The organism is Micromonospora sp. WMMD736 (genome assembly GCF_049179015.1).
GTDB lineage: Bacteria > Actinomycetota > Actinomycetes > Mycobacteriales > Micromonosporaceae > Micromonospora.
Genome location: NZ_JBMHMI010000001.1, coordinates 4,761,363 through 4,786,415, shown reverse-complemented (window position 1 = coordinate 4,786,415; position 25,053 = coordinate 4,761,363). Strand labels below are relative to the sequence as shown.

Here is a 25,053-nt window from a genome sequence, read left to right as displayed (position 1 = left end):
AATTGGCCGGCTGGTGGACCTCTCGGATCGGCTAGCGTCGCCGACGTGTTCACCCTGACGCGGGCCGACGGCCACCTGCTCAGCACGGATCCCGCCCGACTCGACCTGGACCGCGTACACCACTGGCTGTCCACCGACGCTTACTGGGCACTGGGACGAGATCGGGACAGCGTCGTGCGGGCGTTCGCGGGGTCGCTGCCGTTCGGCATCTACCGGACCGATGACGACAGCCAGGTCGCGGTCGCCCGCGTGGTCACCGACCGCGCTACCTTCGCCTGGCTCTGCGACGTGTACGTCGACCGGGCCGCACGAGGGCTCGGCCTGGGCACATGGCTGGTGGGCGCGGTCCGCGACCACCTGGACGAGCTGGGCGTACGCCGGATCCTGCTGATCACCAACGACGCGCACGAGGTCTATGCGCGGGTGGGCTTCACCCCGTTGGACGTTCCCGAGCGGTGGATGAACCTCGACCGGCGTCCGCCGGTGACCCCTGTCACCCAAAAGGCGCAAAACGGAGTTTCGCCCCTAACTTTGGAGTCGTGACGCCACTCCGCCTGGGATATCTCTACGGCATCGGCGCGTACCTGCTCTGGGGCTTCTTCCCGCTCTACTTCAAGGTGCTGCGACCCACCGGCCCGTTGGAGATCCTGGCCCACCGGATCGTGTGGTCGGTGCTCTTCGTGGCCCTGCTGCTCGGCGCGCTGCGCAACGTCGGCTTCCTACGGGCGCTGCTACGCCGACGCGCGGCGCTCGCCGGGATCGTCGCCGCGGCGGCGCTCATCGCCGTCAACTGGGGCACCTACATCTACGGGGTCAGCTCCGACCGGGTGGTGGAGACCGCGCTCGGCTACTTCATCAACCCCCTGGTGGTGGTGCTGCTCGGGGTGACGGTGCTGCGGGAGCGGCTGCGGGCCGCGCAGTGGGTGGCTCTGGGCATCGGCGGGTCGGCCGTCGCGGTGCTCGCCGTCGACTACGGCCGGCCGCCCTGGCTGGCGCTGACCCTGGCGTTCAGCTTCGCCGGCTACGGCCTGATCAAGAAGCGGCTCGGGCTGCCCGCCGCCGAGGGGCTCTTCGTCGAGTCGGCGGTGCTGGCGCTGCCCGCGCTGGGTTACCTGGCCTGGCTGTCCCGACACGGCGGGCTGACCTTCGGGCACGTCTCGGCCGGGCACACCGCGCTGCTGGTGCTGGCCGGCGCGGCCACCGCGATCCCGCTGCTGCTCTTCGCCGGGGCCGCCAACCGGCTGCCACTGACCGGCCTCGGCATGATCCAGTACCTGGCGCCGATCCTCCAGCTCGCCTGCGGTGTGCTGATCTTCCACGAGCCGATGCCACCCGCCCGCGTCGCCGGCTTCACCCTGGTCTGGCTAGCACTGGTGGTCTTCACGGCGGACGCCATCCGCGCCTCCCGCCAGTCGCGCCAGGCCCGCCCCATCGTGGTCGATCATGAAGTTGTGGCGCCCGCCGAGCACTAGTTCGGGCGCTTTGTCACCCACCACACTCCATGATCGACGAGGTGGGGGGCGGGGCGGGCAAGGGGGCGGGGTTAGGGGACTGCGTAGGTGAGGAGGGGGGTGCCGTCGGCTCGTTGGAGTTCGACGCTGACCAGCTCCGCGTCGGTGAAGCGGGTCATGCCGGTGAACACCAGGTCGTCGCCCGGCGCGGCGAGCCAGGAGCCGATCTGCTCGCTGGCGCCGCTCGGACCCTTCGCCACCAGCCGGAACGGGTACGCCTTGCCGTAGCTCGTCCGTGCGTCGTACCCGCAGTGCATGGTCACCTCGGTACCCCACTTGCTGCCCGTCAGCCCGATGTCGGCGTGCACCGGACCGGCGAGTGCCACCGGCCGCATGGCCACCATCGACACCTGCGGTGCGGGACGGGACGTGCCCCGCGCTCCCGGGTCACCCGACGGGGCGACCGGTCGGGGTAGCACGGCGGCCGTTCCCACGCCGACCACCAGCGCCAGCGCGGCGGCGGCCAGCGTGGTCAGGGCGTACCGACGACGGGTCCTGGCACGCTCGCGGCGCCGACGCGCCCGGGCCTCCTCGATCAGCGCGGGCGCCCGGGGCGCGGTCGGCGGTGGCAGGAACTGTTCCAGGCCCGCCGGGTCGAGGCGGCCGAGCAGGCCCGGTAGGACGGCGATCTCGGCGACGGCGTCCCGGCAGGAGGCGCAGCCACCGAGGTGTCGCTCGTAGGCCGCCCGCTCGGCGGGGGCCAGGGCACCCAGCACGTACGCGCCGTCGTCGTGCGCGAACTCGCACCGAGTCATCCCGTCACCCCCATCTCGGCCAGCACCAACCGTAGTGAGCGCAACGCGTAGTGCGTGCGCGACTTGACGGTGCCCGGCGGCACCCCCAGCCGCGCCGCCGCCTCCGCCACCGACCGCCCCTGGTAGAAGCACTCCACCAGGACTTCACGATGGGTCGGGCTGAGCCGGTTCAACGCCTCGGCGACGGTCCACGCCTCGACGGCGCGTTCGGCCTCGTCGACGACCGCCGGCGGCTCGGGAATCTCGTCGGTGAACACCTCACCTACCCGGGTGGAGCGTCGACGCCAGGCGTCGATGGCCAGGTTGCGGGCGGTCGTGAACAGCCAGGCCCGCACGGAGCCGCGTCGTGGGTCGAGGGACTCGGGATGCCGCCAGGCCCGCAGCAGCGTCTCCTGCACCAGGTCCTCGGCCCGCTGCCGGTCGCCGTTGACCAGCCGCAGGGCGTGTGCGTACAACGCCTCCGCGTGCTCGTCGTGCAGCGCCCGCAGCAGTTGGGCGTCATGGTCGCTGATGGCGGTCTCCTCACTTCCGGCGCGTGTCCGGCGGTGCGTCCGCCCGGGAGTACGTGCGGTGACGCCGAACGGTTCAGCCCGAGGTCAGACCACTGGTGGCCGGGCAGGTGTTCACGCCTGGTTCACATCGCGGCCGACGACCGCTCACCGCGTCCTCCTAGCGTCCGGCTGGTACGCCGCCTGTCGCGCCACCCACCCACCTGGAGGCTCCTTCCATGAGCGACCGTCCCCGGCTGCTCCCGTTGTTGACCGGTAAGCGCCACGGCACCCGTGACGCCATGACCTGCCTGTACCGCTGCGGCAACGCCTGTGACCACCCGGTTCCGAACACGTCCGACAACGCGTACTTCGGTGACGTGGTGGACGCCGAGGTGTCCCGGCGCGGCGTGGTCCGGGCCGGCGCGGTCGGTGCCCTGGTGCTCGGCTTCGGCGGCGCGGCGGTCGGCGCGCTGGCCGGCGCCGCTCCCGCCGCCGCCGCCCCCACCACACCCGAGGTGCCGGAGGACTTCGGCTTCGGCCGTCCCACCACGGGCGTCGGCAGCGGCGCGCTGACCTTCAAGCCGATTCCGCCGAACAAGCTGGACACCCTGGTCGTGCCGAACGGCTACGACCACGCCGTGGTGATCAAGTGGGGTGACCCGGTGCTACCGGGCGCCCCGGCGTTCGACCTGCACCACCAGAGCGCCGCCGCGCAGTCGAAGCAGTTCGGCTACAACAACGACTTCGTGGGCGTGCTGCCGCTGGACAAGCAGGGCAAGCGGGCGCTGCTCGTGGTCAACCACGAGTACACCAACGAGGACCTCATGTTCCCGGGCTTCCCCGGTCTGGACGGACTCTCCGTGGAGCAGTTGCGCACCGCGATGGCCGCGCACGGCATGTCCGTGGTGGAACTGGAGCGGGTCGGTGGCACCGGGCAGTGGCAGCCCGTGGGCAACGGTCGCCGGCCGTACAACCGGCGGGTCACCGCGCTGAGCACCAAGTTCGACCTGACCGGCCCGGCGGCCGGCTCGGCCTGGCTGAAGACCGCCGCCGACCCCAAGGGCCGTACGGTCGTCGGCACCCTGAACAACTGCTCCGGTGGCGTCACCCCGTGGGGAACCGTGCTCTCCGGCGAGGAGAACTTCAACCAGTACTTCGTGGGCGCGGACGCCGCCCCGGCCGAGCTGAAGCCGAGGCTCGACCGGTACGGCATCAGCACCGCCAGCCGCTACCCCAGCGGCAGCCGCAAGTGGGAACGCGCCGACGAGCGCTTCGACCTGGCCAAGCACCCCAACGAGGCGCACCGGTTCGGGTGGGTCGTCGAGATCGACCCGTTCGACCCGGAGAGCCGCCCGCGCAAGCACACCGCGATGGGTCGGTTCAAGCACGAGGGCGCGAACGTCATCGTCGCCAAGGACGGCCACGTGGTCGCGTACATGGGCGACGACGAGCGGTTCGACTACCTGTACAAGTTCGTCTCGGACAAGAAGTTCCTCAAGGGCAACTCCTGGGCCGCCCGCAAGCACAACCTGACCCTATTGGAGTCCGGCACGCTCTACGTGGCGAAGCTCGACCAGACCAGCGCCGCCGAGATCGACGGCTCCGGCACGCTCCCCGCCGACGGCGCGTTCAACGGCCGGGGACGCTGGATCAAGCTGGTGAGCGGCAACAGGTCGTTCGTCGACGGGATGACCGCCGCGGATGTGCTCACCTTCACCCGGCTCGCCGGTGACAAGGTCGGCGCGACCAAGATGGACCGTCCCGAGGACGTCGAGCCGAGCCTGCTCACCGGCAAGGTGTACGTGGCACTGACCAACAACACCGACCGCGGCAAGGCCGGCAAGGCGGCGGCGGACGAGGCCAACCCGCGCAACGCCAACAAGCACGGGCAGATCCTGGAGCTGGTCGAGGACCGCAACGACAACACGGCGGAGACGTTCGCCTGGTCGCTGCCGATCGTCTGCGGCGACCCGACCGACCCCTCGACCTTCTTCTCCGGGTACGACAAGACCCAGGTCTCGCCGATCTCCTGCCCGGACAACGTCGCCTTCGACGCCACCGGCAACCTGTGGATCTCCACCGACGGCAACGCGCTGGGCAGCAACGACGGCCTCTTCGCCACCGCCGTCGAGGGCCCGGAGAAGGGCCACCTCAAGCAGTTCCTGACCGTGCCGATCGGAGCGGAGACCTGCGGCCCGTTCATCACCGGCGACAACCGCTCGGTGTTCGTCGCGGTGCAGCACCCGGGCGAGATCACCGGCGCCTCGGTGGAAAACCCGGCGTCGAACTGGCCCGACGGCGACTACGCCAAGCCGGGCGTGGTGGTCACCTGGCGCCTCGACGGCGGCCCGGTGGGCAGTTGACGTTGCCACAGGCGGCCAGCAGGCCGCTGACGTTGCCCTGGCGGTTCGGCGCTGGACCGCCGCGAGAGGCCCCCTCCCAGCCCGGGAGGGGGCCTCTCGGCCGTCCTGCGGTCAGTGGTCGGCGGCGATGCCGTCGGCGACCGTACGGGCGACGGTGAGCAGCTTCGCGCGTACGACACGAGCGGAGGTCATCATCTCGCTCGCGGGCAGGGCGCAGGCCAGCACGACCCGACGTTCCATGTCCTTGTCGGGCGCGACGAGCACCGCCGCGCAGGCGACCCCCTGGCGGAACTGTCCCAACTCCAACTGCATCCCTCGACGGTCACCGGCGGCAAGGTCGGCCTCGAACGCCTCGCTGGCGGTCAGCGTGGCGCTGGTGAAGGGACGCATGCCGTACTCGCGGAGGTAGCGGAAGCGCTGCTCGGCGGTCAGGGTGGCGAGCAGGGACTTGCCGAGGGCGGTCGCGTGGGCTCCCTCGTCGAAGCCGGGAACGAGATCCTCCAGGTAGGGCGAACGGTGCCCCTCGGCCACCGCCGTGATGGCGACCTGACCGCCCACGAACCGACCCAGGAAGTGGCTGTAACCGGTGTCGACGGCGGCCCGCCGCAACGTCTCGCCGACCACCGGCGGCCCACGGAACGCGGTCACCAACTCGCGGTAACGATCGGCCACCTCAAGGCCCACGATGTACGTGCCGTCCTCGCGACGGATCACGTAACCCTCGTATGCAAGGGTGCGGACGAGGTGGTAGGTGGTGGCCACGGTCAGCTCACACCGTCGGGCGATCTGCTTGACGGTCAGGCCCTTCGGGGCGCGACCGACCGACTCGAGCACCCGCAGTGCTCGGGACACGCTGCGGATCAGGTCCGAAGGTTCTGCCAAGGGGTCGCGCACAACCACCTCCGCCGCCGGGGACTTACACCATATGAAAAACAGGCCGCGTGCGAAATGCCTGTTCGGGTCGAGGATGCCAGATCACCATCCACTCTTCGTACGGCGGCGGTCACCTGGAGTTGCCTGAGAGCGACTCGCGTAGGTTTGCCGCACGATGACCGACACCGCCCTCACCCCCGCGTACGTCCGCACCCGCCCGATCTGGGCCAGCATCGGCGCGGTGGCCACCACCGTGGCCTGCGTACTGCCCGTCTTCCTGCTCGGCGGCCTCGCCGTCCAGATGGGTAGGGATCTCCGTTTCTCCCCCGCCGGACTGGGCCTGGCCGTCTCGGTCTACTTCGGTGTGAGCGCGCTGGCCTCGGTGCCCTCCGGACGCGTCGTCGAGCGGTACGGGCCGGCGCTGGTAGCCCGCTGCGGCATCGTGCTGGCCGCCGGGTCGATGCTGGCCGTGGCAGCGCTCGCCCGCTCGTACGAGGTGCTACTCGCCCTGCTGGCGGTCAGCGCCGCCGCGAACGCCCTCGGCCAACTGGCCAGCAACGCGGCTCTCGCCGAGCACGTCCCGCCGAGGAGGCAGGGACTGTCGTTCGGCGTCAAGCAGGCGGCGATCCCCGTCTCGACCCTGTTGGCCGGAGTGGCGGTGCCCACCATCGCGCTCACCGCGGGCTGGCGCTGGGCGTTCGTGGTCGCGGCAGTCGCGGCGCTGACCGCGCTGCCGGCCGTACCCCGGCAGGTGTCCGGTCGTGCGCGTCGGGCCGACGGGACGCGCGCTGGCCGGGCCACGACGGCCCTGGTGGTGGTCGGCGCGGCGGCGACGTTGGCGGCGGCCGCGGCCAACGCGCTCGGCACCTTCCTGGTCGACTCGGCCGCTGCCCGGGGCCTCTCGCCGGGTCTCGCCGGCCTCATCCTGACCCTGGGCAGCGCGGTCTGTGTCGTCGCCCGGGTGGGCACCGGCGGGCTGGCCGACCGCCTGGCCGGTGGTCACGTCGCGCTCATCGCCGCGATGCTGGTGATCGGGGCGGTGGGGCTGGGCCTGCTCGCGGTGGCCGGCCCGGCGCCGCTGGTGGTGGGCGTGGTGCTCGGGTTCGGTCTGGGCTGGGCGTGGCCCGGCCTCATGAACTTCGCGGTGGTCCGGCTGCACCCGCAGGCTCCGGCCGCCGCCACCTCGATCACGCAGACCGGGGTGTACGCGGGAGGCTGTCTCGGCCCGCTGAGCCTCGGCCCGCTCGCCGCCCACCTGGGCTACCCGGCGATGTGGATCACGGCGTCGGTGGCGATGCTCCTGGCCGCCGCCCTGATGCTGACCGGCAGCCGCCTCCTCACCGCAACCCACCCCTGACCCGCCGCCCCAACCCCGGCCGCCCCAACCCCGGCCGGGTGATCATGAAGTTATTGCTCGATCACTCGGCGTGTCGAGGCAATAACTTCATGATCAACGTGCGCTAACGGGGGGGAGGGGGAGGGGGAGGGGAGAGGGGGAGGCGGTTAGCTGGTGCGGTCGGCTATGTAGTCGCAGAGCGACTCGAGGGCCTGGCGGGACGAGTTCGCGGGCAGCGGGGCCAGGCAGGCGCGGGCATCCTCGGCGTAGCTGCGCACGGTCTCCCGGGCACGCTTGAGCGCCGGGCTCTCCCGTAGCAGCCCCAGCGCCTCGGCGTGCAGCGCGTCGTCGGTCAACGGACCGGTCGCCAGGATCTCCCGCAGCCGCACCGAGGAGGCGTCGGAGTCGTCGGCCGCACGGGCGTAGAGCACCGGCAGCGTCGGGACTCCCTCGCGCAGGTCCGTGCCGGGCGTCTTGCCCGACTGCACCGACTCGCTGGCGATGTCCAGCAGGTCGTCGGAGAGCTGGAAGGCGACACCGATCGTCTCGCCGTACCCGGCGAGAGCCTCGACGTGCTCCGCCGGAGCGCCACTGAACATGCCGCCGAAGCGGGCCGACGTGGCGATCAGGGAGCCGGTCTTCTCGGCGATCACGTTCAGGTAGTGCGCGACCGGGTCGTCGCCGGCACGCGGCCCCACCGTCTCGGCGATCTGCCCGTGCACGAGCCGGGCGAAGGTCCGCGCCTGCAACCGGACGGCCTCCGGGCCGAGGTCCGCCGCGATGTCCGCGGCGCGGGCGAAGAGGTAGTCGCCGACCAGGATGGCCACCGAGTTCGTCCAACGCGAGTTGGCGCTCGGCGCGCCCCGCCGCACGTCCGCCTCATCCATCACGTCGTCGTGGTAGAGCGTGGCCAGGTGCGTGAGCTCCATCACCACGGCCGCCGGGACCACCTGCGCACCCGTGGGATCACCGAACTGGGCGCCGAGCGCCACCAGCAGCGGCCGGAACCGCTTACCCCCGGCGTCGAGAAGGTGCCGGGCCGCCTCGGAGACGAACGGGTCGGCGCTGGCCACACTGGCACCCAACTCGACCTCGACCGCTTCCAGCAGGCCCAGCACGGACGCCTCGACGCGGGCATCGGCGAGATCAAGGCCGAGCGCGCCGAACTGACTCATGCTCGCCCGACCCCGGCGACCGCCGGAACCGGTGGCACCTGAACGCTCGCCAGCCGGAATCACCACACCATCAACCATGCCACACCCGTTCTACCTGCTCCGGCTCGGGGATACGCACCGGGGGCCGGCACGCTGTCGCGCGCCGGCCCCCGGTGGTCGAGCCACGTCTCACCGCACGAATTCGGCAGCTCCGGTAGCCAGGTCGAGCAGCGGCGCCGGGGCGACACCCAACGCCAGGGTGGCCACCACGCCGATCATCAGGGCGGCAGAGGTGAGCCCGCCCGGCACCGTCACGGTCGGGGTGGACTCGCCCGGCTCGGACAGCCACATCATCACCACGACCCGCAGGTACGGGAACGCGAGCACCATGCTGGTCAGCACACCGGCGATCACCAGCCACGCCTGACCGCCCTCCAGGGCCGGCCCGAAGATGGCGAACTTGCTGGTAAACCCGCTGGTCAGCGGGATACCGGCGAAGGCCAGCAGGATGAACGTGAACACCGCGGCGAAGAACGGCGAGCGCCGGCCCAACCCCGCCCAGCGGGACAGGTGGGTGGCCTCGCCGTCGGCGTCCCGGACCAGGGTCACCACGGCGAACGCGGCGAGCACCGAGAAGCCGTACGCGACCAGGTAGAACATCGTGCCGGAGAGCCCGTCGCGGCTCGGCGCCAGCACGCCGACCAGCAGGTAGCCGGCATTGGCGATCGAGGAGTACGCGAGCAGCCGCTTGATGTCGGTCTGGGTCACCGCGAGCACCGCGCCGACGAGCATGGTCAGCACCGCCACCGCGCCGAGGACCGGGGTGAAGTCCCAGCCTCCGCCCTCGAACGCGACGTGGAAGACGCGCAGCAGGGCACCGAACGCGGCGACCTTGGTGCAGGCCGCCATGAAGCCGGTGACCGGGGTCGGCGCACCCTGGTAGACGTCCGGGGTCCAGACGTGGAACGGTGCCGCCGCGGCCTTGAAGAGCAGACCGATGGCGAGCAGCGCCATGCCGGCGAAGAGCAGCACCGGGCTGGCCGGCGACTCGCTCACCGCAGCGTTGACGGTCGCGAAGTCGACACCGGCGGAACGGCCCGGAACACCGGCGGTGAAGCCGTAGATCAGGGCCACACCGAACAGGAAGAACGCCGAGGCGTACGCGCCGAGCAGGAAGTACTTCATCGCCGCTTCCTGGCTCAGCAGCCGTCGGCGGCGAGCCAGTGCACAGAGCAGGTAGAGCGGGAGGGAGAAGACCTCCAGCGCGATGAACATGGTCAGCAGGTCGTTCGCCGCCACGAAGATCAGCATGCCGCCGATGGCGAACGTGATGAGCGGGTACACCTCGGTGAGGCCGTTGCGGCCCTCGGCCTGCTTCCGGTCGTCGGCCGACTCCGCCGTCACGGCGGCCTGGGCGACGAAAGCGCCGCCCCGCTCCACCGAGCGGTCGCCGATCAGGAGCAGCGCCATGGCCGCCAGCACCAGGATCGCGCCCTGGAGGAACAGCGTCGGCCCGTCCACCGCGATGGCCTGACCGGCCGTGATGAGCCGGTCGTCGGCGTTGAGGACCACCATGGTCAGCGCGGCGAGCACGGCCAGCAGCGCCAGCGTCAGCTGCACCAGGTGCCGCGAGCGCCGGGGCACGAAGGCCTCGACCAGCACGCCGAGCAACGCGGCGCTCAGCATGATCATGATCGGGGCGAGCGCCGCGTAGTCGAGCGACGGCAGTTTCAACTCGGTCACTTTGCCGCCTCCTGGACGGTGCCCACCGATGGGGCGGGGTCGGTCCTGCCGATGTCGTCCATGGTCGCCTGGACGGCCGGGTTGATCACGTCGGTGACCGGCTTGGGGTAGAAGCCGAGCAGCACGATCAGCGCGATCAGCGGGGCGACCACGACCTTCTCACGCAGGTTGAGGTCCCGGCGCATCCCGTCCACCTCGGTCAGTGCCGGGTTGAGCGTGCCCTGCGTGGTGCGCTGCACCATCCACAGCACGTACGCCGCCGCCAGGATGATGCCGAGCGTGGCGATGACCGCCACCGGCTTGTTCACCGTGAACGTGCCGATCAGCACCAGGAACTCGGAGATGAACGGCGCGGTACCCGGCAGCGCCAGCGAGGCCAGACCGGCGAAGAACAGCACACCGGCGAGCACCGGGACCAGCTTGCCGGCCCCACCGAAGTCACTGATCAGCGCCGAACCGCGCCGGGCGACCAGCATGCCCACCACGAGGAAGAGCAGGCCGGTGGCCAGGCCGTGGTTGAGCATGTAGAGCACCGCGCCGGTGCCGGCCTGGGTGGTGAACGCGAAGATGCCCACGCCGATGAAGCCGAAGTGCGCGATCGAGGTGTACGACACCAGCCGCTTGAGATCGTTCTGACCGACCGCCAGCAGCGCCGCGTAGATGATGCCGATCACGCCCAGCGCCAACGCCCAGGGCGCGAACCACTTCGACGCCTCGGGGAACAGCGGCAGGCAGTAGCGCAGGATGCCGAACGTGCCGACCTTGTCCAGCACACCGACCAGCAGCGCAGCGGCACCCGCCGGGGCGGCACCACCGGCGTCCGGCAGCCAGGTGTGGAACGGGAAGAACGGGGCCTTGATGGCGAACGCGAGGAAGAAGCCGAGGAACAGCCACCGCTCGGTGCCGGTGCTGATGTCGACCTGCGAGAGCGCCTGCCAGTCGAACGTCTTGCCGCCGACCACCCAGAGGCCGATCACCGCGGCCAACATGAACAGACCGCCGACGAGCGAGTAGAGGAAGAACTTCACCGCCGCGTACTGCCGCTGGTGGCCGCCGTAGCTGCCGATCAGGAAGTACATCGGCACGAGCATGACCTCGAAGAACACGTAGAACAGGAAGACGTCGGCGGCCGCGAAGACGCCGATCATCGTGCTCTCGAGGATCAGCAGCAGCGCGAAGTAGACCGGGATGGACCGCTTCGACGACTCGGCGTCGTGCCAGGACGCCAGGATCACCAACGGCACCAGCACCGCGATCAGCATCAGCATCACCAGCGCGATGCCGTCGGCGGCGAAGGTGAAGCTGACACCCCAGTTCGGGATCCAGGAGTACGACTCCCGGAACTGGAACCGGTCACCGCCGGCGTTGAAGCTGACCCACATCACCACCGAGAGCACCAGCACCAGCAGCGACCAGGCGAACGCCACCTGCTTAGCCAGCTCCGGGCTGCGGCGCGGCAGGAAGGCCACCACCAGAGCGCCCACCAGGGGTGCCACGGTGAGCACCGAGAGGAACGGGAAGTTGGACATTATGCGGCCTTACCTCCGTCGTGGATGCGTGGTCCGCCGGCGGGGGCGGGCGTCTTCGGGTCGGTCACGCCAACCACCCCGCCTGCACCGCCAGGAACGCCGCCATCACCAGCAGCGCGCCGGCCAGGATCGAGGTGGCGTACGAGCGGACGAAGCCGGTCTGCATCCGCCGGAGTCGACCCGAGCCACCGCCGACGGCGGCGGCGAGCCCGTTGACGAGGCCGTCGATGCCCCGGTTGTCGAGGAAGACCAGCGCCCGGGTGAGGAAGATGCCCGGCTTCTCGAAGACCGCCTCGTTGACGGCGTCGGTGTAGAGGTTGCGTCGGGCGGCGGTGACCAGGATTCCGGCCGGCTGCGGCGCGGTGGCCGTACCGGCCCGGAACAGGAACCAGGCCAGGCCGGCGCCGAGCACGGTGACCAGCAGCGACAGCGTGGTGATCACGAGGTGCGAGAGGACCGGCTCGTGCTCCGCGTGCTCACCGCCGAGTCCGGCGGTGGAGGTCAGCCAGTCCGGCACCGAGGTGGAGAGCAGGAAACCGGCCCCGACCGAGCCGATCGCCAGCAGGATCAGCGGGATGGTCATCAGGTTCGGCGACTCGTGCGGGTGCTCGATGTCCTCGGTCCACCGCTTCGGACCGTGGAACGTGAGCACGAAGAGCCGCGTCATGTAGAAGGCGGTCAGCCCGGCACCGAGCAGCGCGGCACCGCCGTAGAGCCAGGCGGTCCAGTCCTCCCGCTCGAAGGCGGCCACGATGATCGGCTCCTTGGAGAAGAAGCCGGAGAACGGAAACATGCCGATGATGGCCAGCCAGCCCATCATGAACGTCAACCAGGTGACCTTCATGTACGACGACAGCCCACCGAAGCGGCGGATGTCCACCTGGTCCTTCATGCCGTGCATGACCGAGCCGGCGCCCAGGAACATGTTGGCCTTGAAGAAGCCGTGCGCCAGCAGGTGCACGATGGCCAGCGCGTACGCCCCGCCACCGAGGCCGACGCCGAGGAACATGTAGCCGATCTGGCTCACCGTCGACCAGGCGAGCACCCGCTTGATGTCGTCCTTGGCCGCGCCGATGATGCAGCCCATCAGCAGGGTGAGCGCCCCGACGCTGACCACCACGAGCTGGAGCGTCGAGTTCGCGGAGAAGATCGGGTTCGAGCGGGCGATCAGGTAGACGCCGGCGGTGACCATGGTGGCGGCGTGGATGAGCGCCGACACCGGAGTGGGGCCCTCCATCGCGTCCGGCAGCCACGCCTGCAACGGGAACTGGCCGGACTTACCGGCCGCGCCGAGCAGCAGCAACAGGCCGAGGACCAGCACGGTGGTGCCGGTCAGCGAACCGACGCCGTTGAAGACCTCGTCGTACTGGGTGGTGCCGAGGGTCGCGAACATGATGAAGATGCCGATGGCGAGGCCGGTGTCACCGACCCGGTTCATCAGGAACGCCTTCTTGCCGGCCGTGGCGGCGCTCGGCCGCCCGTACCAGAAGGAGATCAGCAGGTACGACGCCAGACCGACGCCCTCCCAGCCGAAGTAGAGCATCACGTAGTTGTTGCCGAGCACCAGCAGCAGCATGGCGGCGACGAACAGGTTGAAGTACGCGAAGAACCGGCGACGCCCCCCGTCGTGCGCCATGTACTCGACGGCGTACAGGTGGATCAGGAAGCCGACGCCGGTGATCAGGAGCACGAAGACGGCGGCCAGCGGATCGAACAGCAGGCCGAAGTCGACCCGCAGGTCACCGACCGCGATGAAGTCCCACAGGCTCAGCTCGACCGACTTGTTCTCCAGGCCCCGCAGCTGGAAGAAGGACGCCAGCCCGAGGACGAACGCGGCGCCGATGGCTGCGACGCCCAACCAGTGCCCCCAGCGGTCGGCCCGCCGGCCCAGCAGCAGCAGGATGGCCGCGCTGACCAGCGGGATCGCCACCAGCAGCCAGACGCCCCCGAGCAACCCCGTGGCGTGGGCGTATTCCACAGTCTCTTCCACCGGTGGACCCCTTTAGTACTTCAGCAGGTTGGCGTCGTCGACGCTCGCCGAGCGTCGCGTCCGGAAGATGGCCATGATGATCGCGAGGCCGACCACGACCTCGGCGGCGGCCACCACCATCACGAAGAACGCCATGATCTGGCCGTTGAGGTCACCGTTGATCCGGCTGAAGGTGACCAGCGTCAGGTTGGCGGCGTTGAGCATCAGCTCGATACACATGAACAGCACGAGCGCGTTGCGCCGGACGAGCACCCCGGCGGCGCCGATGGTGAACAGCACCGCGGCCAGCACCAGGTAGTAGTCGGGCGTCATGAGTCCGTCCCCTTCAACGTGGTCTCCTGCGCGGTCAGCTCACGCACCGGCAGGATGTCCGGCGTGCTCCGCTCGGTGAGCCGGCCGTCCGGCAGTCGCGCCGGGGTGGCCACCGAGGAGGAGGTCGCGAAGACGCCGGGGCCGGGCTTGGGGCCCGGGTAGTTGCCCGGCGCGAAGCGCGCCCGCATGGTCGCCGGCTGGTCCAGCTTGTCCTGCTTGCGCCGCTCGATGTGCGCGAGCACCATGGCGCCGACCGCCGCGGTGATCAGCAGCGCCGAGGTCAGCTCGAACGCGAAGACGTACTTGGTGAAGAGCAGCCGGGCGATGCCCTGCACGTTCCCCTCCGCGTTGGCCTCGTCCAGGCCGACCGCGGTGGTGCCCTCCAGCGCCCGGTAGAGCGCGCCGCCGACCAGACCGGCGAAGCCCAACCCCAGCACGATCGCGGCGACCCGCTGGCCGCGCAACGTCTCGATCAGAGAGTCGGTGGAATCCCGGCCGACCAGCATCAGCACGAACAGGAAGAGCATCATGATCGCGCCGGTGTAGACGATGATCTGCACCATGCCGATGAAGGGCCCGGCCTGGAGCACGTAGAACACGCCCAGGCAGAGCATGGTCAGCACCAGCCAGAGCGCCGAGTGCACCGCGTTGCGGGCCGCCACCATCCCGATCGCGCCGATCAGCGCGAGCGGCGCGAGGATCCAGAAGGTGACCTGCTCGCCGCCGGACACCCCGCCCGCCGCGGCCAGCACCGTAGACGTGGTCATGCTCCCTCTCCCTTGCCGACCGCCGCGCGCTGGGCGGCCTGCTCGGCGCCCGGGAACGTCACGCCGGGGTGCTCCTCGACCTGGTAGCGGCCGGGGCCCATCGGCGACGTCTCGGCCCCCGCGGAGGTGCCCGGGTTGTCCAGCGCGCCGACGTAGTAGTCCTTCTCGCTGTCGCCCAGCCGCATCGGGTGCGGCGGCTGCTCCATGCCCTCCAACAGCGGGGCGAGCAACTGCTCCTTGGTGAAGATCAGATCCTGCCGGTTGTCCCGGGCCAGCTCGTACTCGTTGCTCATGGTGAGCGAACGGGTCGGGCAGGCCTCGATGCACAGCCCGCAGAAGATGCACCGGGCGTAGTTGATCTGATAGGTGCTGGCGTACCGCTCACCCGGCGAGAAGCGCTGCTCGTCGGTGTTGTCGCCACCCTCGACGTAGATCGCGTCCGCCGGGCAGGCCCAGGCGCACAGCTCGCAGCCGATGCACTTCTCCAGGCCGTCCGGGTGCCGGTTGAGGATGTGCCGCCCGTGGTAGCGCGGCGCCGACACCGGCGGCTTGAACGGATAGTCGGTGGTGACGACCTTCCTGAACATGTGCGAGAAGGTGACACCGAATCCCTTGAACGTTCCGGTGATCGCGCCCACGTCACACCTCCCTGGAGTCCGAGCCGGCGACGATGTTGGCCGGCTCCCGCTCGGCGACCACGCGCGTGATACGCGGGCTCGGTGGTACCTGTAGATCCATCGGCGGCAGCGGGAAGCTCCCGAACGGCCGGCTGTCGACCTGCTCCTGCGTGGTCGGCTTCGGCTGCGTCTTGCGGCTCGGCCAGAACAGCGTGGCCAGCAGCAGGATGCCGGCCGGGACGCCGACCGCGATGACCTTGCCGCGCGTGTCCCAGTCCTCGATCGAGCGCAGGCCCGACAGGACCAGGATCCAGACCAGGTTGATCGGCAGCAGCACCTTCCAGCCGAAGCGCATGAACTGGTCGTAGCGCAGTCGGGGCAGCGTGCCGCGCAGCCACACGAAGACGAAGACCAGCGCGATCACCTTGCCGAAGAACCAGAGCATCGGCCACCAACCGGAGTTGGCGCCCTCCCACAGCGTGATCGGCCACGGCGCCCGCCAGCCGCCGAGGAACAGCGTGGTGGTGACCGCGGACATGGTCACCATCGCGACGTACTCGCTCAGCATGAAGAGCGCGAACTTCAGCGAGCTGTACTCGGTCATGAAGCCCGCGACCAATTCGGACTCGGCCTCGGGCAGGTCGAACGGCGCCCGGTTGGTCTCACCCACGGTGGCGATGAAGAAGATGATGAAACTCGGCAGCAGCAGGATCGCGTACCAGCCCGGTGCCGGGATCGTCTGGCCGAAGATGGACAGCTGCGTACCGTGGGCCTGCTTGGCGACGATCCCGCTGGTGCTCATCGTGCCGGCGGTCATGAAGACCGCCACGATGCTGAGCCCCATCGCGACCTCGTACGAGATCATCTGGGCGCTCGACCGGAGACCACCGAGCAGCGGGTACGTCGAGCCGGAGGCCCAGCCGCCCAGCACGATGCCGTAGACGCCCATGGAGGAGCAGGCCAGCAGCAGGAGCACGGCCACCGGCACGTCGGTGACCTGCAACGGCGTGTGGTGGCCGAAGATGCTCACCATCGGGCCGAACGGCACCACCGACAGGGCGGTGACCGCGCAGATCACCGAGATCGTCGGTGCGAAGAAGTAGACGACCTTGTCGGCCGCCTTCGGGAGGATGTCCTCCTTGAAGGCCATCTTCAGGCCGTCGGCCAGGGTCTGCAGCAGGCCGAGCGGGCCGACCTGGTTCGGGCCGGGCCGCACCTGCATGTAACCGACCACACGCCGCTCGAACCAGACGCCGAGCAGGGTGGCCAGCAGACCGAACGCGAAGGCGAAGACGATCTTGCCGAGAACCAGCCACCACGGATCCCTGCCGAAATCGGCGAGCGTCGGATCCTGGGCCAGGACGATCGAGTTCACTGGTTACCCCCAGAACTGAGGATGGTCTCGTCGGCCGCCACGCGTCCGGCCGGGATGGCCGTACCCGATGCGGGGACGGAGATCCGGACGACCGTGCCGGACGTCGCCCCGAGGCTGCGTCGCACGGTCGAACCGGGTGAGTTCGTGGGCAGCCAGACCACGCCGTCCGGCATTTCGGTGAGCTCCGCCGGCAGCGTCAGCGCACCCCGGTCGGTGCCGACCGTGACCGCGTCACCGTCGGCGACACCGAGCGCCTCGGCGGTGCCCTTGCCCAGCCGGACCACCGGCGGGCGGGCGGTCCCGGCCAGGTGCTCGTCGCCCTCGGTCAGGGTGCCGTTGTCGACGAGCTGGTGCCAGGTCGCCAGCACGGCCTCCCCGGCGCCCGGGTGCGGCACCGTGCCGGGCGACACCGACGGCGCGGACGGCCGGGTCGTACGCGTGGCCGGCAGCGAACCCAGCTCGCGGCGGACACTCGGCACGTCGGCGGTGCCGAGGCGAACGTCGAGGAGCGCGGCCAGCGCGTCGAGCACCCGCCCGTCGGTCATCGCGGCGGTGTTCAGCACCGCCTCGAACGGACGCAGCCGGCCCTCCCAGTCGAGGAAGCTGCCGGCCTTCTCGACCACCGGCGCGACCGGCAGCACCACGTCGGCCCGCCGGGTCACCGCGCTGGCGCGCAGTTCCAGGCTGACCAGGAACGGCACCGCGTCCAGCGCGGCCTCGGCCAGCCGCGGGTCGGCCAGGTCGGCCGGGTCGACACCGCCGACCACCAGCGCGCCGAGCTGTCCGTTGGCCGCCGCCGCCAGGATGCCGTCGGTGTCCCGACCGGCCTGGCTCGGGATCACCCCGGCCGGAATGTCCCACGCCTCGCCCAGCTCGGCCCGCGCGGCCGGCTCGGTGACCAACCGGCCCCCGGGGAGCAGGTTGGGCAGGCAGCCCGCGTCGACCGCGCCGCGGTCACCCGCGCGCCGCGGCACCCAGGCCAGCTTCGCACCGGTACGCCGGGCCACGTCCGCGGCGGCGGAGAGCCCACCCGGCACGGTGGCCAGCCGCTCGCCGACGATCAGGATCGCGCCGGGCGCGCTGAGCGCCTCGCTGACCGTGGCGTGCTCGGCGAGCACGCTCGCCTCCTCGCCCGGCACGACCCGGGCCAGCTTGGCACCGAGCTTCTCCAGGCCGCGGGTGGCGAACGGCGCCAGCGCGTACACCGTCAGGGTCTTCTTGAGGTACGCCTTGCGCAGCCGCAGGAAGAGGATCGGGCACTCCTCCTCCGGCTCCAGGCCCACCAGCACCACGGCCGGCGCGTTCTCCACGTCGGTGTAGGTGACGTCGGTGACCCCGGCGACCGAGCTGGCCAGGAAGTCGGCCTCCTCGCGGGAGACCGGCCGGGCCCGGAAGTCGATGTCGTTGGTGTTCAGCGCGACCCGGGCGAACTTCGCGTACGCGTAGGCGTCCTCGACGGTCAGCCGACCGCCGGTGAGCACCGCCGTGCCCTGGCCGCCCTCGCGGGCCGCGTGCAGCCCCTCGGCGGCCCGGGTCAGCGCCTCGCTCCAGGACGCCTCCCGCAGCTCACCGGTGTGCTCGTCGCGGACCAGCGGAGTGGTCAGACGGTCGGCGGCCCGGGTGTACTGGAAGCCCCACCGACCCTTGTCGCAGTTCCACTCCTCGTTCACGGCCGGCTCGTCACCGGCGAGCCGGCGCAGCACCTTGCCGCGCCGCCAGTCGGTGCGCTGCCCGCAGCCGGCCGAGCAGTGCTCGCAGACGCTCGGGCTGGACACCAGGTCGAACGGGCGGGCCCGGAACCGGTACTGGGCTCCGGTCAGCGCCCCCACCGGGCAGATCTGCACGGTGTTGCCGGAGAAGTAGGAGTTGAACGGGACGTCACCGTCGTCGCCCTGCTCGCCGTACGCGTCGTCCCGGTAGATGTTGATCTCCTCGGCGGACGACCGGCCCATCAGGTCGATGAACTTGTCGCCGGCGATCTCCTCGGAGAACCGGGTGCAGCGCTGGCAGAGCACGCAGCGCTCGCGGTCCAGCAGCACCTGGCTGCTGATCGCCATCGGCTTCTCGTACTCGCGCTTGTGCTCGTGGAAGCGCGAGTCGGTGCGGCCGGTGGACATCGCCTGGTTCTGCAGGGGGCACTCGCCGCCCTTGTCACACATCGGGCAGTCGAGCGGGTGGTTGAGGAGCAGCAGCTCCATCACCCCCTCCTGCGCCTTCTGGGCGACCGGGGACGTGAGCTGGGTCCGGACGACCATGCCGTCGGCGACGGTCTGGGTGCAGGAGGCAACCGGCTTGCGCTGCCCCTCCACCTCGACCAGGCACTGCCGGCACGCGCCGGCCGGGGCCAGCAGCGGGTGGTCGCAGAACCGGGGGATCTCGGTGCCCATCTGCTCGGCGACCCGGATCAGCAGCGCCCCCTTCGGGGCGGTGACCTCGACGCCGTCGATGGTGAGGGTGACGGTCTCGGTCTGCTTGGCTACGTCGGTCATCAGTGCGCCCCTACCAGGGTCTTCTCCGACAGCATGGGAGCTTTACGACCCTCGATGTAGTCGAGGTAGTCCTGCTTGAAGTACTTCAGCGACGAGGTCACCGAGCTGGTCGCGCCGTCACCCAGGCCGCAGAACGAACGGCCGAGGATGTTGTCGCAGGTGTCCAGCAGGGTGTCCAGGTCCTCGTGGGTGCCCTGGCCGGCGAGGATCCGCCGGTAGACCCGGACCATCCAGTAGTTGCCCTCGCGGCACGGGGTGCACTTGCCGCACGACTCGTGGTGGTAGAACTCCAGCCACCGGTAGGTCGCGTAGACCGGGCAGTCCTGGTCGGAGAAGATCTGCGTGGCCGTGGTGCCCAGGATCGAGCCGGCCGCCGCCACACCTTCGAAGTCCAGCGGCACGTCCAGGTGCTCGGCGGCGAGCAGCGGGGTCGACGATCCACCCGGGGTCCAGAACCGCAGGTTGTGACCGGGCTGCATGCCGCCGGCCAGTTCCAGCAGCTCGCGCAGCGTGACGCCCATCGAGCACTCGTACTGGCCCGGGTTGGCGACCCGTCCGGAGAGCGAGTAGATCATCGGCCCGGAGGACTTCTCGGTGCCCATCGACTTCCACCAGTCGGCCCCGCCGAGCACGATCGGCGGGACGCTGGCGATGGTGCCGACGTTGTTGACCACCGTCGGGCTCGCGTACAGGCCGTGGGTGGCCGGGAACGGCGGGCGCAGCCGGGGCTGCCCCCGGAACCCCTCCAGCGAGTCGAGCAGCGCCGTCTCCTCGCCGCAGATGTACGCCCCGGCGCCGGAGTGCACCACCAGCTCCAGGTCGAAGCCGCTGCGCAGGATGTTCCGGCCCAGGTAGCCCTTGTCGTACGCCTCCTGGACGGCGTTGCGCAGCCGCCGGGCGGCGTGCACGGCCTCGCCCCGGATGTAGATGTAGGCGCGGCTGGCCCGGATCGCGTACGACGCGATGATCACGCCCTCGACCAGCGCGTGCGGGTCGTGAGTCATCAGCGGCAGGTCCTTGCAGGTGCCCGGCTCGCCCTCGTCGGCGTTGACCACCAGGTAGTGCGGCTTGCCGTCGCCCTGCGGGATGAAGCCCCATTTCAGACCGGTCGGGAAGCCGGCGCCACCACGACCGCGCAGTCCGGAGTCCTTGATCAGCTGGATCAGGTCGTCCGGGTGGGCCTTGAGGGCCTTGCGCAGCGCGGCGTAACCGTCGAGCTGCTCGTAGGTGCCGATCCGCCAGGCGTCCGGTGACAACCAGCGCTTGGTCAGCACCGGCGTCAGCTTGGCCAGCGTCTCCGGGCGGGGAGTGGTCACTTCTGGGCCCCCGTTTCGCTCGCGGCGGCGTGGTCCGTGCCATCCGCGTCCGCCGACGCTTCGGTGAGGTTGCGCTCCTGTGCGCCGGTCGAGTCACCGGCCGGCTTGCCGTCGCCGGCCGGGGCGTTGGCCGCCGCACCAGCGGCCTGGGCTGCCTGCGCGTCGCGCGGCGCCGGCGGCGAGGTCTGGGCCGGCGCCTTGGTGCCGGGCGCGTCCGGAACCGCCGTGCCCGCGTCGGGCTGCCGGGTCTCGGCGGTACGCACCTGCGGCGACTTGTCGTCCGGCGCCTTCACGTCCGGCGCGGTGCTGCCGGTGGCCGCCGCCGGCTCGACCGGCTCGGCGTTGCCGGTGGGGGTGGCCGCGCCGTCGCCGCCGGTGACCGGAGTTGCCGGTGCCGCGGTCGGGGTGGCCGCGCCGTCGCCGCCCTTGACCGGTGCCGTGGTGGCCTCGACGGGGGCAGGCTTGGCCGCCTCCGCCTTCGCCTTCGCCTCGGCGGCCGCCTTGTCGGCCTCGGCCTTGCTGCGGATCGGGGTGTTCGGGTCGAAGCCCGGCACCGAGACGCCGTGCTCCTGCGCCAACCGCAGACCCCGCAGGGTCGGCTCGCCCGGCCCGCCGTCGGCGACCGCGCCGTCGCGCTCGTCGGCGAAACCGGCGAGCTGCACCGCCATCTCCTTCAGCGTGCACAGCCGCGCGCCGCGCGTCGGCATCGGCCGGCCGCCCGCCCGCAGCTCGTCGACCACACCGACCGCCGTGGTCGGGTCCACGCCGTCGAAGAAGTCGTAGTTGACGGTCATCACCGGGCCGTAGTCACAGGCCGCCAGGCACTCGGCGTGCTCCAACGTGATGGTGCCGTCGGCGGTCGTCTCGTCGTGCCCGACACCCAGGTGCTCGGAGAGGGTGTCGTAGACCTCCTGGCCGCCCAGCACGTTGCACATGGTGTTGGTGCAGACGCTGACCAGGAAGTCGCCGGTGGGCTTGCGCTTGTACATGGTGTAGAAGGTGGCGACCGCGCCGACCTGGGCCTTGTTCAGCCCGAGCACCTCGGCGCAGAACGTCACGCCGGCCGGAGAGACGTACCCCTCCTCGGCCTGGACCAGGTGCAGCAGCGGCAGCAGCGCCGAGCGGGACCGGTCCGCCGGGTAGCGGGCGATGATCTCGCGCGCCCGCTCCCGGGTCTCTTCGGTGAAGACGGTCATCGGTCACACCCACCCATCACGGGATCCAGCGAAGCGCCGCCGGCGATCACGTCGGCGATCAGGCCGCCCTCGGCCATCGCCGGGAGGGCCTGGAGGTTGACGAAGCTCGGCTCCCGGTAGTGCACCCGGTAGGGCCGGGTGCCACCGTCGGAGACGGCGTGCACGCCCAGCTCGCCGCGCGGCGACTCGATGCCGACGTACACCTGGCCGGGCGGGACCCGGAAGCCCTCGGTGACCAGCTTGAAGTGGTGGATCAGCGACTCCATCGACTGACCCATGATCTTCGCGACGTGCTCCAGCGAGTTGCCCATGCCGTCGACGCCGATGGCGAGCTGCGCGGGCCACGCGATCTTGCGGTCGGCGACCATCACCGGGCCCGGCCGCAGCCGGTCCAACGCCTGCTCGACCAGCTTCATCGACTCCCGGATCTCGGCGAGCCGGACCTGGTAGCGGCCCCAGACGTCACCGTCGGGGTGGGTCGGCACGTCGAACTCGTACGTCTCGTAGCCGCAGTACGGCATGGTCTTGCGCAGGTCCCAGGCGAGCCCGGCCGAACGCAGCACCGGGCCGGTGACGCCGAGCGCCACGCAGCCGGTCACGTCCAGCACCGCGACGCCCTTGGTCCGCTCGGTCCAGATGGGCTGGCCGGAGAGGAGGTCCTCGTACTCCTTGAGCTTCTTCGGCATCATCTTGAGGAACTCGCGGATCTTGCGGATCGCGTCGTCCGGCACGTCCTGCGCCACACCGCCGGGCCGGACGTACGCGTGGTTCATCCGCAGGCCGGTGATGGTCTCGAAGATGTCGAGGATGTACTCCCGCTCGCGGAAGCCGTACAGCATGATCGAGATGGCGCCCAGCTCCATGCCGGTGGTGGCCAGCCAGACCAGGTGCGACGAGATCCGGTTGAGCTCCATCATCAGCACGCGGATGGTGGTGGCCCGCTCGGTGACGTCGTCGGTGATGCCGAGCAGCTTCTCCACCGCGAGGGCGTACGCCGTCTCGTTGAAGATCGGCGAGAGGTAGTCCATCCGCGTCACGAACGTCGAACCCTGCACCCAGTTGCGGTACTCGAGGTTCTTCTCGATGCCCGTGTGCAGGTAGCCGACGACCGAGCGGGCCTCGCGGACCGTCTCGCCCTCCAACTCGAGGATCAGTCGCAGCACCCCGTGGGTGGACGGGTGCTGCGGACCCATGTTGACCACGATGCGCTCGTCGTTGATCGGGTCGGTGCCCGACACGACCGTGTCCCAGTCCCCACCCGTGACGGTGAAGACCCGGCCCTCGGTGGTCTCGCGTTCGGTCGCGTAGTTCGACGTGGTCACTGGTAGGACCTCCTACGGTCCGGCGGTGGGATTTCCGCGCCCTTGTACTCGACGGGCACGCCACCGAGCGGGTAGTCCTTGCGCTGCGGGTGGCCTTCCCAGTCGTCCGGCATGAGGATCCGGGTCAGGTTGGGGTGGCCGTCGAAGACGATGCCGAACATGTCGTACGCCTCGCGCTCCTGCCAGTCGGCCGTCGGGTAGACGGCGGTGACGCTGGGCAGGTGCGGCGAGCCGGCCGGGACCGCGGCCTCCAGCCGGAGCCGGCGGCGGTAGGTCATCGAGGTGAGCTGGTAGACGACGTGCAGCCGGCGCTCGTCCGCGCCGAGGTAGTCCACCCCGGACACCGAGGAGCACAGCTCGAACCGCAGCGCGAGGTCGTCGCGCAGCACCTGGCAGACCTCGGCGATCCGCTCCGGCCGGACGTGCAGGGTCAGCTCGCCCCGGTCGACGACCACCTTCTCGATGGCGTCGCCGAAGGCCGGGTACGCCTCCTCCAGCGCGTCACGGACCTCGTCGAAGTACCCGCCGTACGGCCGGTTGGCCTCCTCGATCGGCTGACGCGGGCGGACCAGGCCGCCGTAGCCGGACACGTCACCGGTGCCCTGGTTGCCGAACATCCCGCGACCGGCCGGGGTGGCCGGCGGGTACTCGGCCGGGGCGGTCGCGCTGGCGCCGGGCGGCGTCACCGGTACCGGCACCCCGCCGTCGTTGGTCTTGTCCGTGGGAGACGTCATTTCGGGCCTGCCTGCGGGTGGAGATGGTTCTGGGCGTTCATCCAGTTCTCGATCCGCAACTGCTCCTCGCGCCCCTCGCGGACCGCCTGGGTCCACTCGGCACGCCGGGCCTTGTCGTTGCGGTAGGAGGACGGCATCGAGCCGTACGGCACGACCGGAACGTCACCGCGCTCCTGGCGGGCCGCCAGCATCTTGCGACCGTTCGGGCCCAGCGGCTCGTACATGATCTTCTCGCGGAGCTTGAGGATCGCGTCGATGAGCATCTCCGGCCGGGGCGGGCAGCCGGGGAGGTACATGTCGACGGGTACGACGTGGTCGACGCCCTGCACGATGGCGTAGTTGTTGAACATGCCGCCGCTGCTGGCGCAGACACCCATCGAGAGCACCCAACGGGGCTCGGCCATCTGGTCGTAGATCTGGCGCAGCACCGGTGCCATCTTCTGGCTGACCCGGCCGGCCACGATCATGAGGTCGGCCTGTCGGGGCGAGGCCCGGAAGACCTCCATGCCCCAGCGGCCCATGTCGTAGTGCGGACCACCGGCGGCCATCATCTCGATGGCGCAGCAGGCCAGGCCGAAGGTGGCGCCCCACACGGACGACTTCCGGGACCAGTTGACCAGCTTCTCCACCGAGGTGAGCAGGACGCCGGCGGGGAGCTTCTCCTCGATGCCCATCTGACGTTCCTTCCTCAGTCCCAGTCCAGGCCGCCGCGCCGCCACACGTAGGCGTACGCAACGAAGACCGCGACGATGAACAGGACCATCTCCACGAAGCCGAAGATCGGCAGAGCGTCGAACGAGACCGCCCAGGGGTAGAGGAAGATGATCTCGATGTCGAAGACGATGAAGAGCATCGCCGTCAGGTAGAACTTGATCGGGAACCGCCCACCGCCGACCGGCTGCGGGCTGGGCTCGATGCCGCACTCGTACGCCTCGAGTTTGGCCTTGTTGTAACGACGGGGACCGGCGAAGCGGGCGGCGCCGACGGAGAACAGCGAGAACGCCGCGGCGAGGGCGAACAGCCCGATGATCGGTGCGTAAGGCGAGAGCGACATCGTTTTCTCCTGCTCGTCCTTCCCTGCCGTCAGTGCTTGACGAAAATCACACTATTCACGTCCCTCGCGGTGGCTGCCGGCGGGGGTCGATCTTTGTCGGCGTCGGGGCTGTGACCAGCACCGATG

At 70.4% G+C, this 25,053-nt stretch carries 22 protein-coding genes; 4 read left to right on the top strand and 18 right to left on the bottom strand.

Annotation, left to right across the window (positions count from 1 at the left end):
* Positions 1-45: 45 nt before the first annotated feature.
* Both ACN269_RS21655 and rarD read left to right on the top strand, forming a co-directional pair.
* Positions 46-543: a GNAT family N-acetyltransferase gene (locus tag ACN269_RS21655; protein WP_421474129.1), complete on the top strand. Its 498-nt coding sequence runs from the start codon at positions 46-48 to the stop codon at positions 541-543.
* Positions 540-1,472, top strand: coding sequence for an EamA family transporter RarD (gene rarD, locus ACN269_RS21650; RefSeq protein ID WP_421474128.1), 933 nt, complete (start codon positions 540-542; stop codon positions 1,470-1,472). The genes ACN269_RS21655 and rarD overlap by 4 nt, the downstream gene beginning before the upstream one ends.
* A 71-nt stretch (positions 1,473-1,543) precedes the next feature.
* On the opposite strand, the gene ACN269_RS21645 is transcribed toward rarD, so the two are convergent.
* The gene (locus tag ACN269_RS21645; RefSeq protein ID WP_421474127.1) at positions 1,544-2,266 is read right to left on the bottom strand and encodes an anti-sigma factor family protein; all 723 of its coding nucleotides are present in this window, start codon (positions 2,264-2,266) and stop codon (positions 1,544-1,546) included.
* A complete protein-coding gene (locus ACN269_RS21640) occupies positions 2,263-2,778 on the bottom strand; it encodes a sigma-70 family RNA polymerase sigma factor (RefSeq protein ID WP_421476477.1) in 516 nt (171 codons plus the stop codon). Before ACN269_RS21640 ends, ACN269_RS21645 begins: the two co-directional genes overlap by 4 nt.
* Positions 2,779-2,993: 215 nt before the next feature.
* Between ACN269_RS21640 and ACN269_RS21635 the strand changes: the two genes are divergently transcribed.
* Positions 2,994-5,120 (top strand): PhoX family protein, encoded by a 2,127-nt coding sequence (locus tag ACN269_RS21635; protein WP_421474126.1) that lies wholly within the window; start codon positions 2,994-2,996, stop codon positions 5,118-5,120.
* Positions 5,121-5,231: 111 nt separating this feature from the next.
* On the opposite strand, the gene ACN269_RS21630 is transcribed toward ACN269_RS21635, so the two are convergent.
* Positions 5,232-6,014 carry an IclR family transcriptional regulator gene (locus ACN269_RS21630; RefSeq protein ID WP_421474125.1) on the bottom strand — a complete coding sequence of 261 codons (783 nt, stop codon included), beginning with the start codon at positions 6,012-6,014 and terminating at the stop codon, positions 5,232-5,234.
* Positions 6,015-6,168: 154 nt separating this feature from the next.
* On the opposite strand from ACN269_RS21630, the gene ACN269_RS21625 reads away from it, so the two are divergent.
* Positions 6,169-7,350, top strand: coding sequence for an MFS transporter (locus ACN269_RS21625; protein ID WP_421474124.1), 1,182 nt, complete (start codon positions 6,169-6,171; stop codon positions 7,348-7,350).
* A 146-nt stretch (positions 7,351-7,496) separates the two neighbouring features.
* Here ACN269_RS21625 and ACN269_RS21620 read toward each other — a convergent pair whose 3' ends face one another.
* The 15 genes from ACN269_RS21620 to ACN269_RS21550 form a co-directional block, all read right to left on the bottom strand.
* Positions 7,497-8,582, bottom strand: a complete 1,086-nt coding sequence (locus tag ACN269_RS21620; protein ID WP_421474123.1) for a polyprenyl synthetase family protein — start codon at positions 8,580-8,582, stop codon at positions 7,497-7,499.
* 90 nt (positions 8,583-8,672) lie between these two features.
* Entirely contained in the window at positions 8,673-10,226 is a 1,554-nt protein-coding gene (gene nuoN, locus ACN269_RS21615; RefSeq protein WP_421474122.1) for an NADH-quinone oxidoreductase subunit NuoN, read from the bottom strand.
* Entirely contained in the window at positions 10,223-11,755 is a 1,533-nt protein-coding gene (locus ACN269_RS21610) for an NADH-quinone oxidoreductase subunit M (RefSeq protein ID WP_421474121.1), read from the bottom strand. The genes nuoN and ACN269_RS21610 overlap by 4 nt, the downstream gene beginning before the upstream one ends.
* 64 nt (positions 11,756-11,819) lie before the next feature.
* On the bottom strand, positions 11,820-13,745 hold the full coding sequence (gene nuoL, locus ACN269_RS21605) for an NADH-quinone oxidoreductase subunit L (protein WP_421474120.1): 1,926 nt from the start codon (positions 13,743-13,745) through the stop codon (positions 11,820-11,822).
* Between the two features lie 12 nt (positions 13,746-13,757).
* Complete coding sequence (gene nuoK, locus ACN269_RS21600) at positions 13,758-14,057, bottom strand: NADH-quinone oxidoreductase subunit NuoK (protein ID WP_421474119.1); 300 nt, start codon at positions 14,055-14,057, stop codon at positions 13,758-13,760.
* Positions 14,054-14,824, bottom strand: a complete 771-nt coding sequence (locus ACN269_RS21595; protein WP_421474118.1) for an NADH-quinone oxidoreductase subunit J — start codon at positions 14,822-14,824, stop codon at positions 14,054-14,056. The genes nuoK and ACN269_RS21595 overlap by 4 nt, the downstream gene beginning before the upstream one ends.
* Positions 14,821-15,462: an NADH-quinone oxidoreductase subunit NuoI gene (gene nuoI / locus ACN269_RS21590; protein WP_421474117.1), complete on the bottom strand. Its 642-nt coding sequence runs from the start codon at positions 15,460-15,462 to the stop codon at positions 14,821-14,823. The genes ACN269_RS21595 and nuoI overlap by 4 nt, the downstream gene beginning before the upstream one ends.
* A 1-nt stretch (position 15,463) precedes the next feature.
* On the bottom strand, positions 15,464-16,816 hold the full coding sequence (gene nuoH, locus ACN269_RS21585; protein WP_421474116.1) for an NADH-quinone oxidoreductase subunit NuoH: 1,353 nt from the start codon (positions 16,814-16,816) through the stop codon (positions 15,464-15,466).
* Positions 16,813-19,305: an NADH-quinone oxidoreductase subunit G gene (locus ACN269_RS21580; protein WP_421474115.1), complete on the bottom strand. Its 2,493-nt coding sequence runs from the start codon at positions 19,303-19,305 to the stop codon at positions 16,813-16,815. Before ACN269_RS21580 ends, nuoH begins: the two co-directional genes overlap by 4 nt.
* Complete coding sequence (gene nuoF, locus ACN269_RS21575; protein WP_421474114.1) at positions 19,305-20,621, bottom strand: NADH-quinone oxidoreductase subunit NuoF; 1,317 nt, start codon at positions 20,619-20,621, stop codon at positions 19,305-19,307. Before nuoF ends, ACN269_RS21580 begins: the two co-directional genes overlap by 1 nt.
* Positions 20,618-21,817, bottom strand: a complete 1,200-nt coding sequence (gene nuoE, locus ACN269_RS21570; RefSeq protein WP_421474113.1) for an NADH-quinone oxidoreductase subunit NuoE — start codon at positions 21,815-21,817, stop codon at positions 20,618-20,620. Before nuoE ends, nuoF begins: the two co-directional genes overlap by 4 nt.
* Complete coding sequence (locus tag ACN269_RS21565) at positions 21,814-23,139, bottom strand: NADH-quinone oxidoreductase subunit D (RefSeq protein ID WP_421474112.1); 1,326 nt, start codon at positions 23,137-23,139, stop codon at positions 21,814-21,816. The genes nuoE and ACN269_RS21565 overlap by 4 nt, the downstream gene beginning before the upstream one ends.
* A complete protein-coding gene (locus ACN269_RS21560) occupies positions 23,136-23,873 on the bottom strand; it encodes an NADH-quinone oxidoreductase subunit C (protein ID WP_421474111.1) in 738 nt (245 codons plus the stop codon). The genes ACN269_RS21565 and ACN269_RS21560 overlap by 4 nt, the downstream gene beginning before the upstream one ends.
* Positions 23,870-24,547: a NuoB/complex I 20 kDa subunit family protein gene (locus tag ACN269_RS21555; RefSeq protein WP_007454590.1), complete on the bottom strand. Its 678-nt coding sequence runs from the start codon at positions 24,545-24,547 to the stop codon at positions 23,870-23,872. Before ACN269_RS21555 ends, ACN269_RS21560 begins: the two co-directional genes overlap by 4 nt.
* A gap of 14 nt (positions 24,548-24,561) precedes the next feature.
* Positions 24,562-24,927, bottom strand: coding sequence for an NADH-quinone oxidoreductase subunit A (locus tag ACN269_RS21550; RefSeq protein WP_007454588.1), 366 nt, complete (start codon positions 24,925-24,927; stop codon positions 24,562-24,564).
* Between the last annotated feature and the right edge of the window lie 126 nt (positions 24,928-25,053).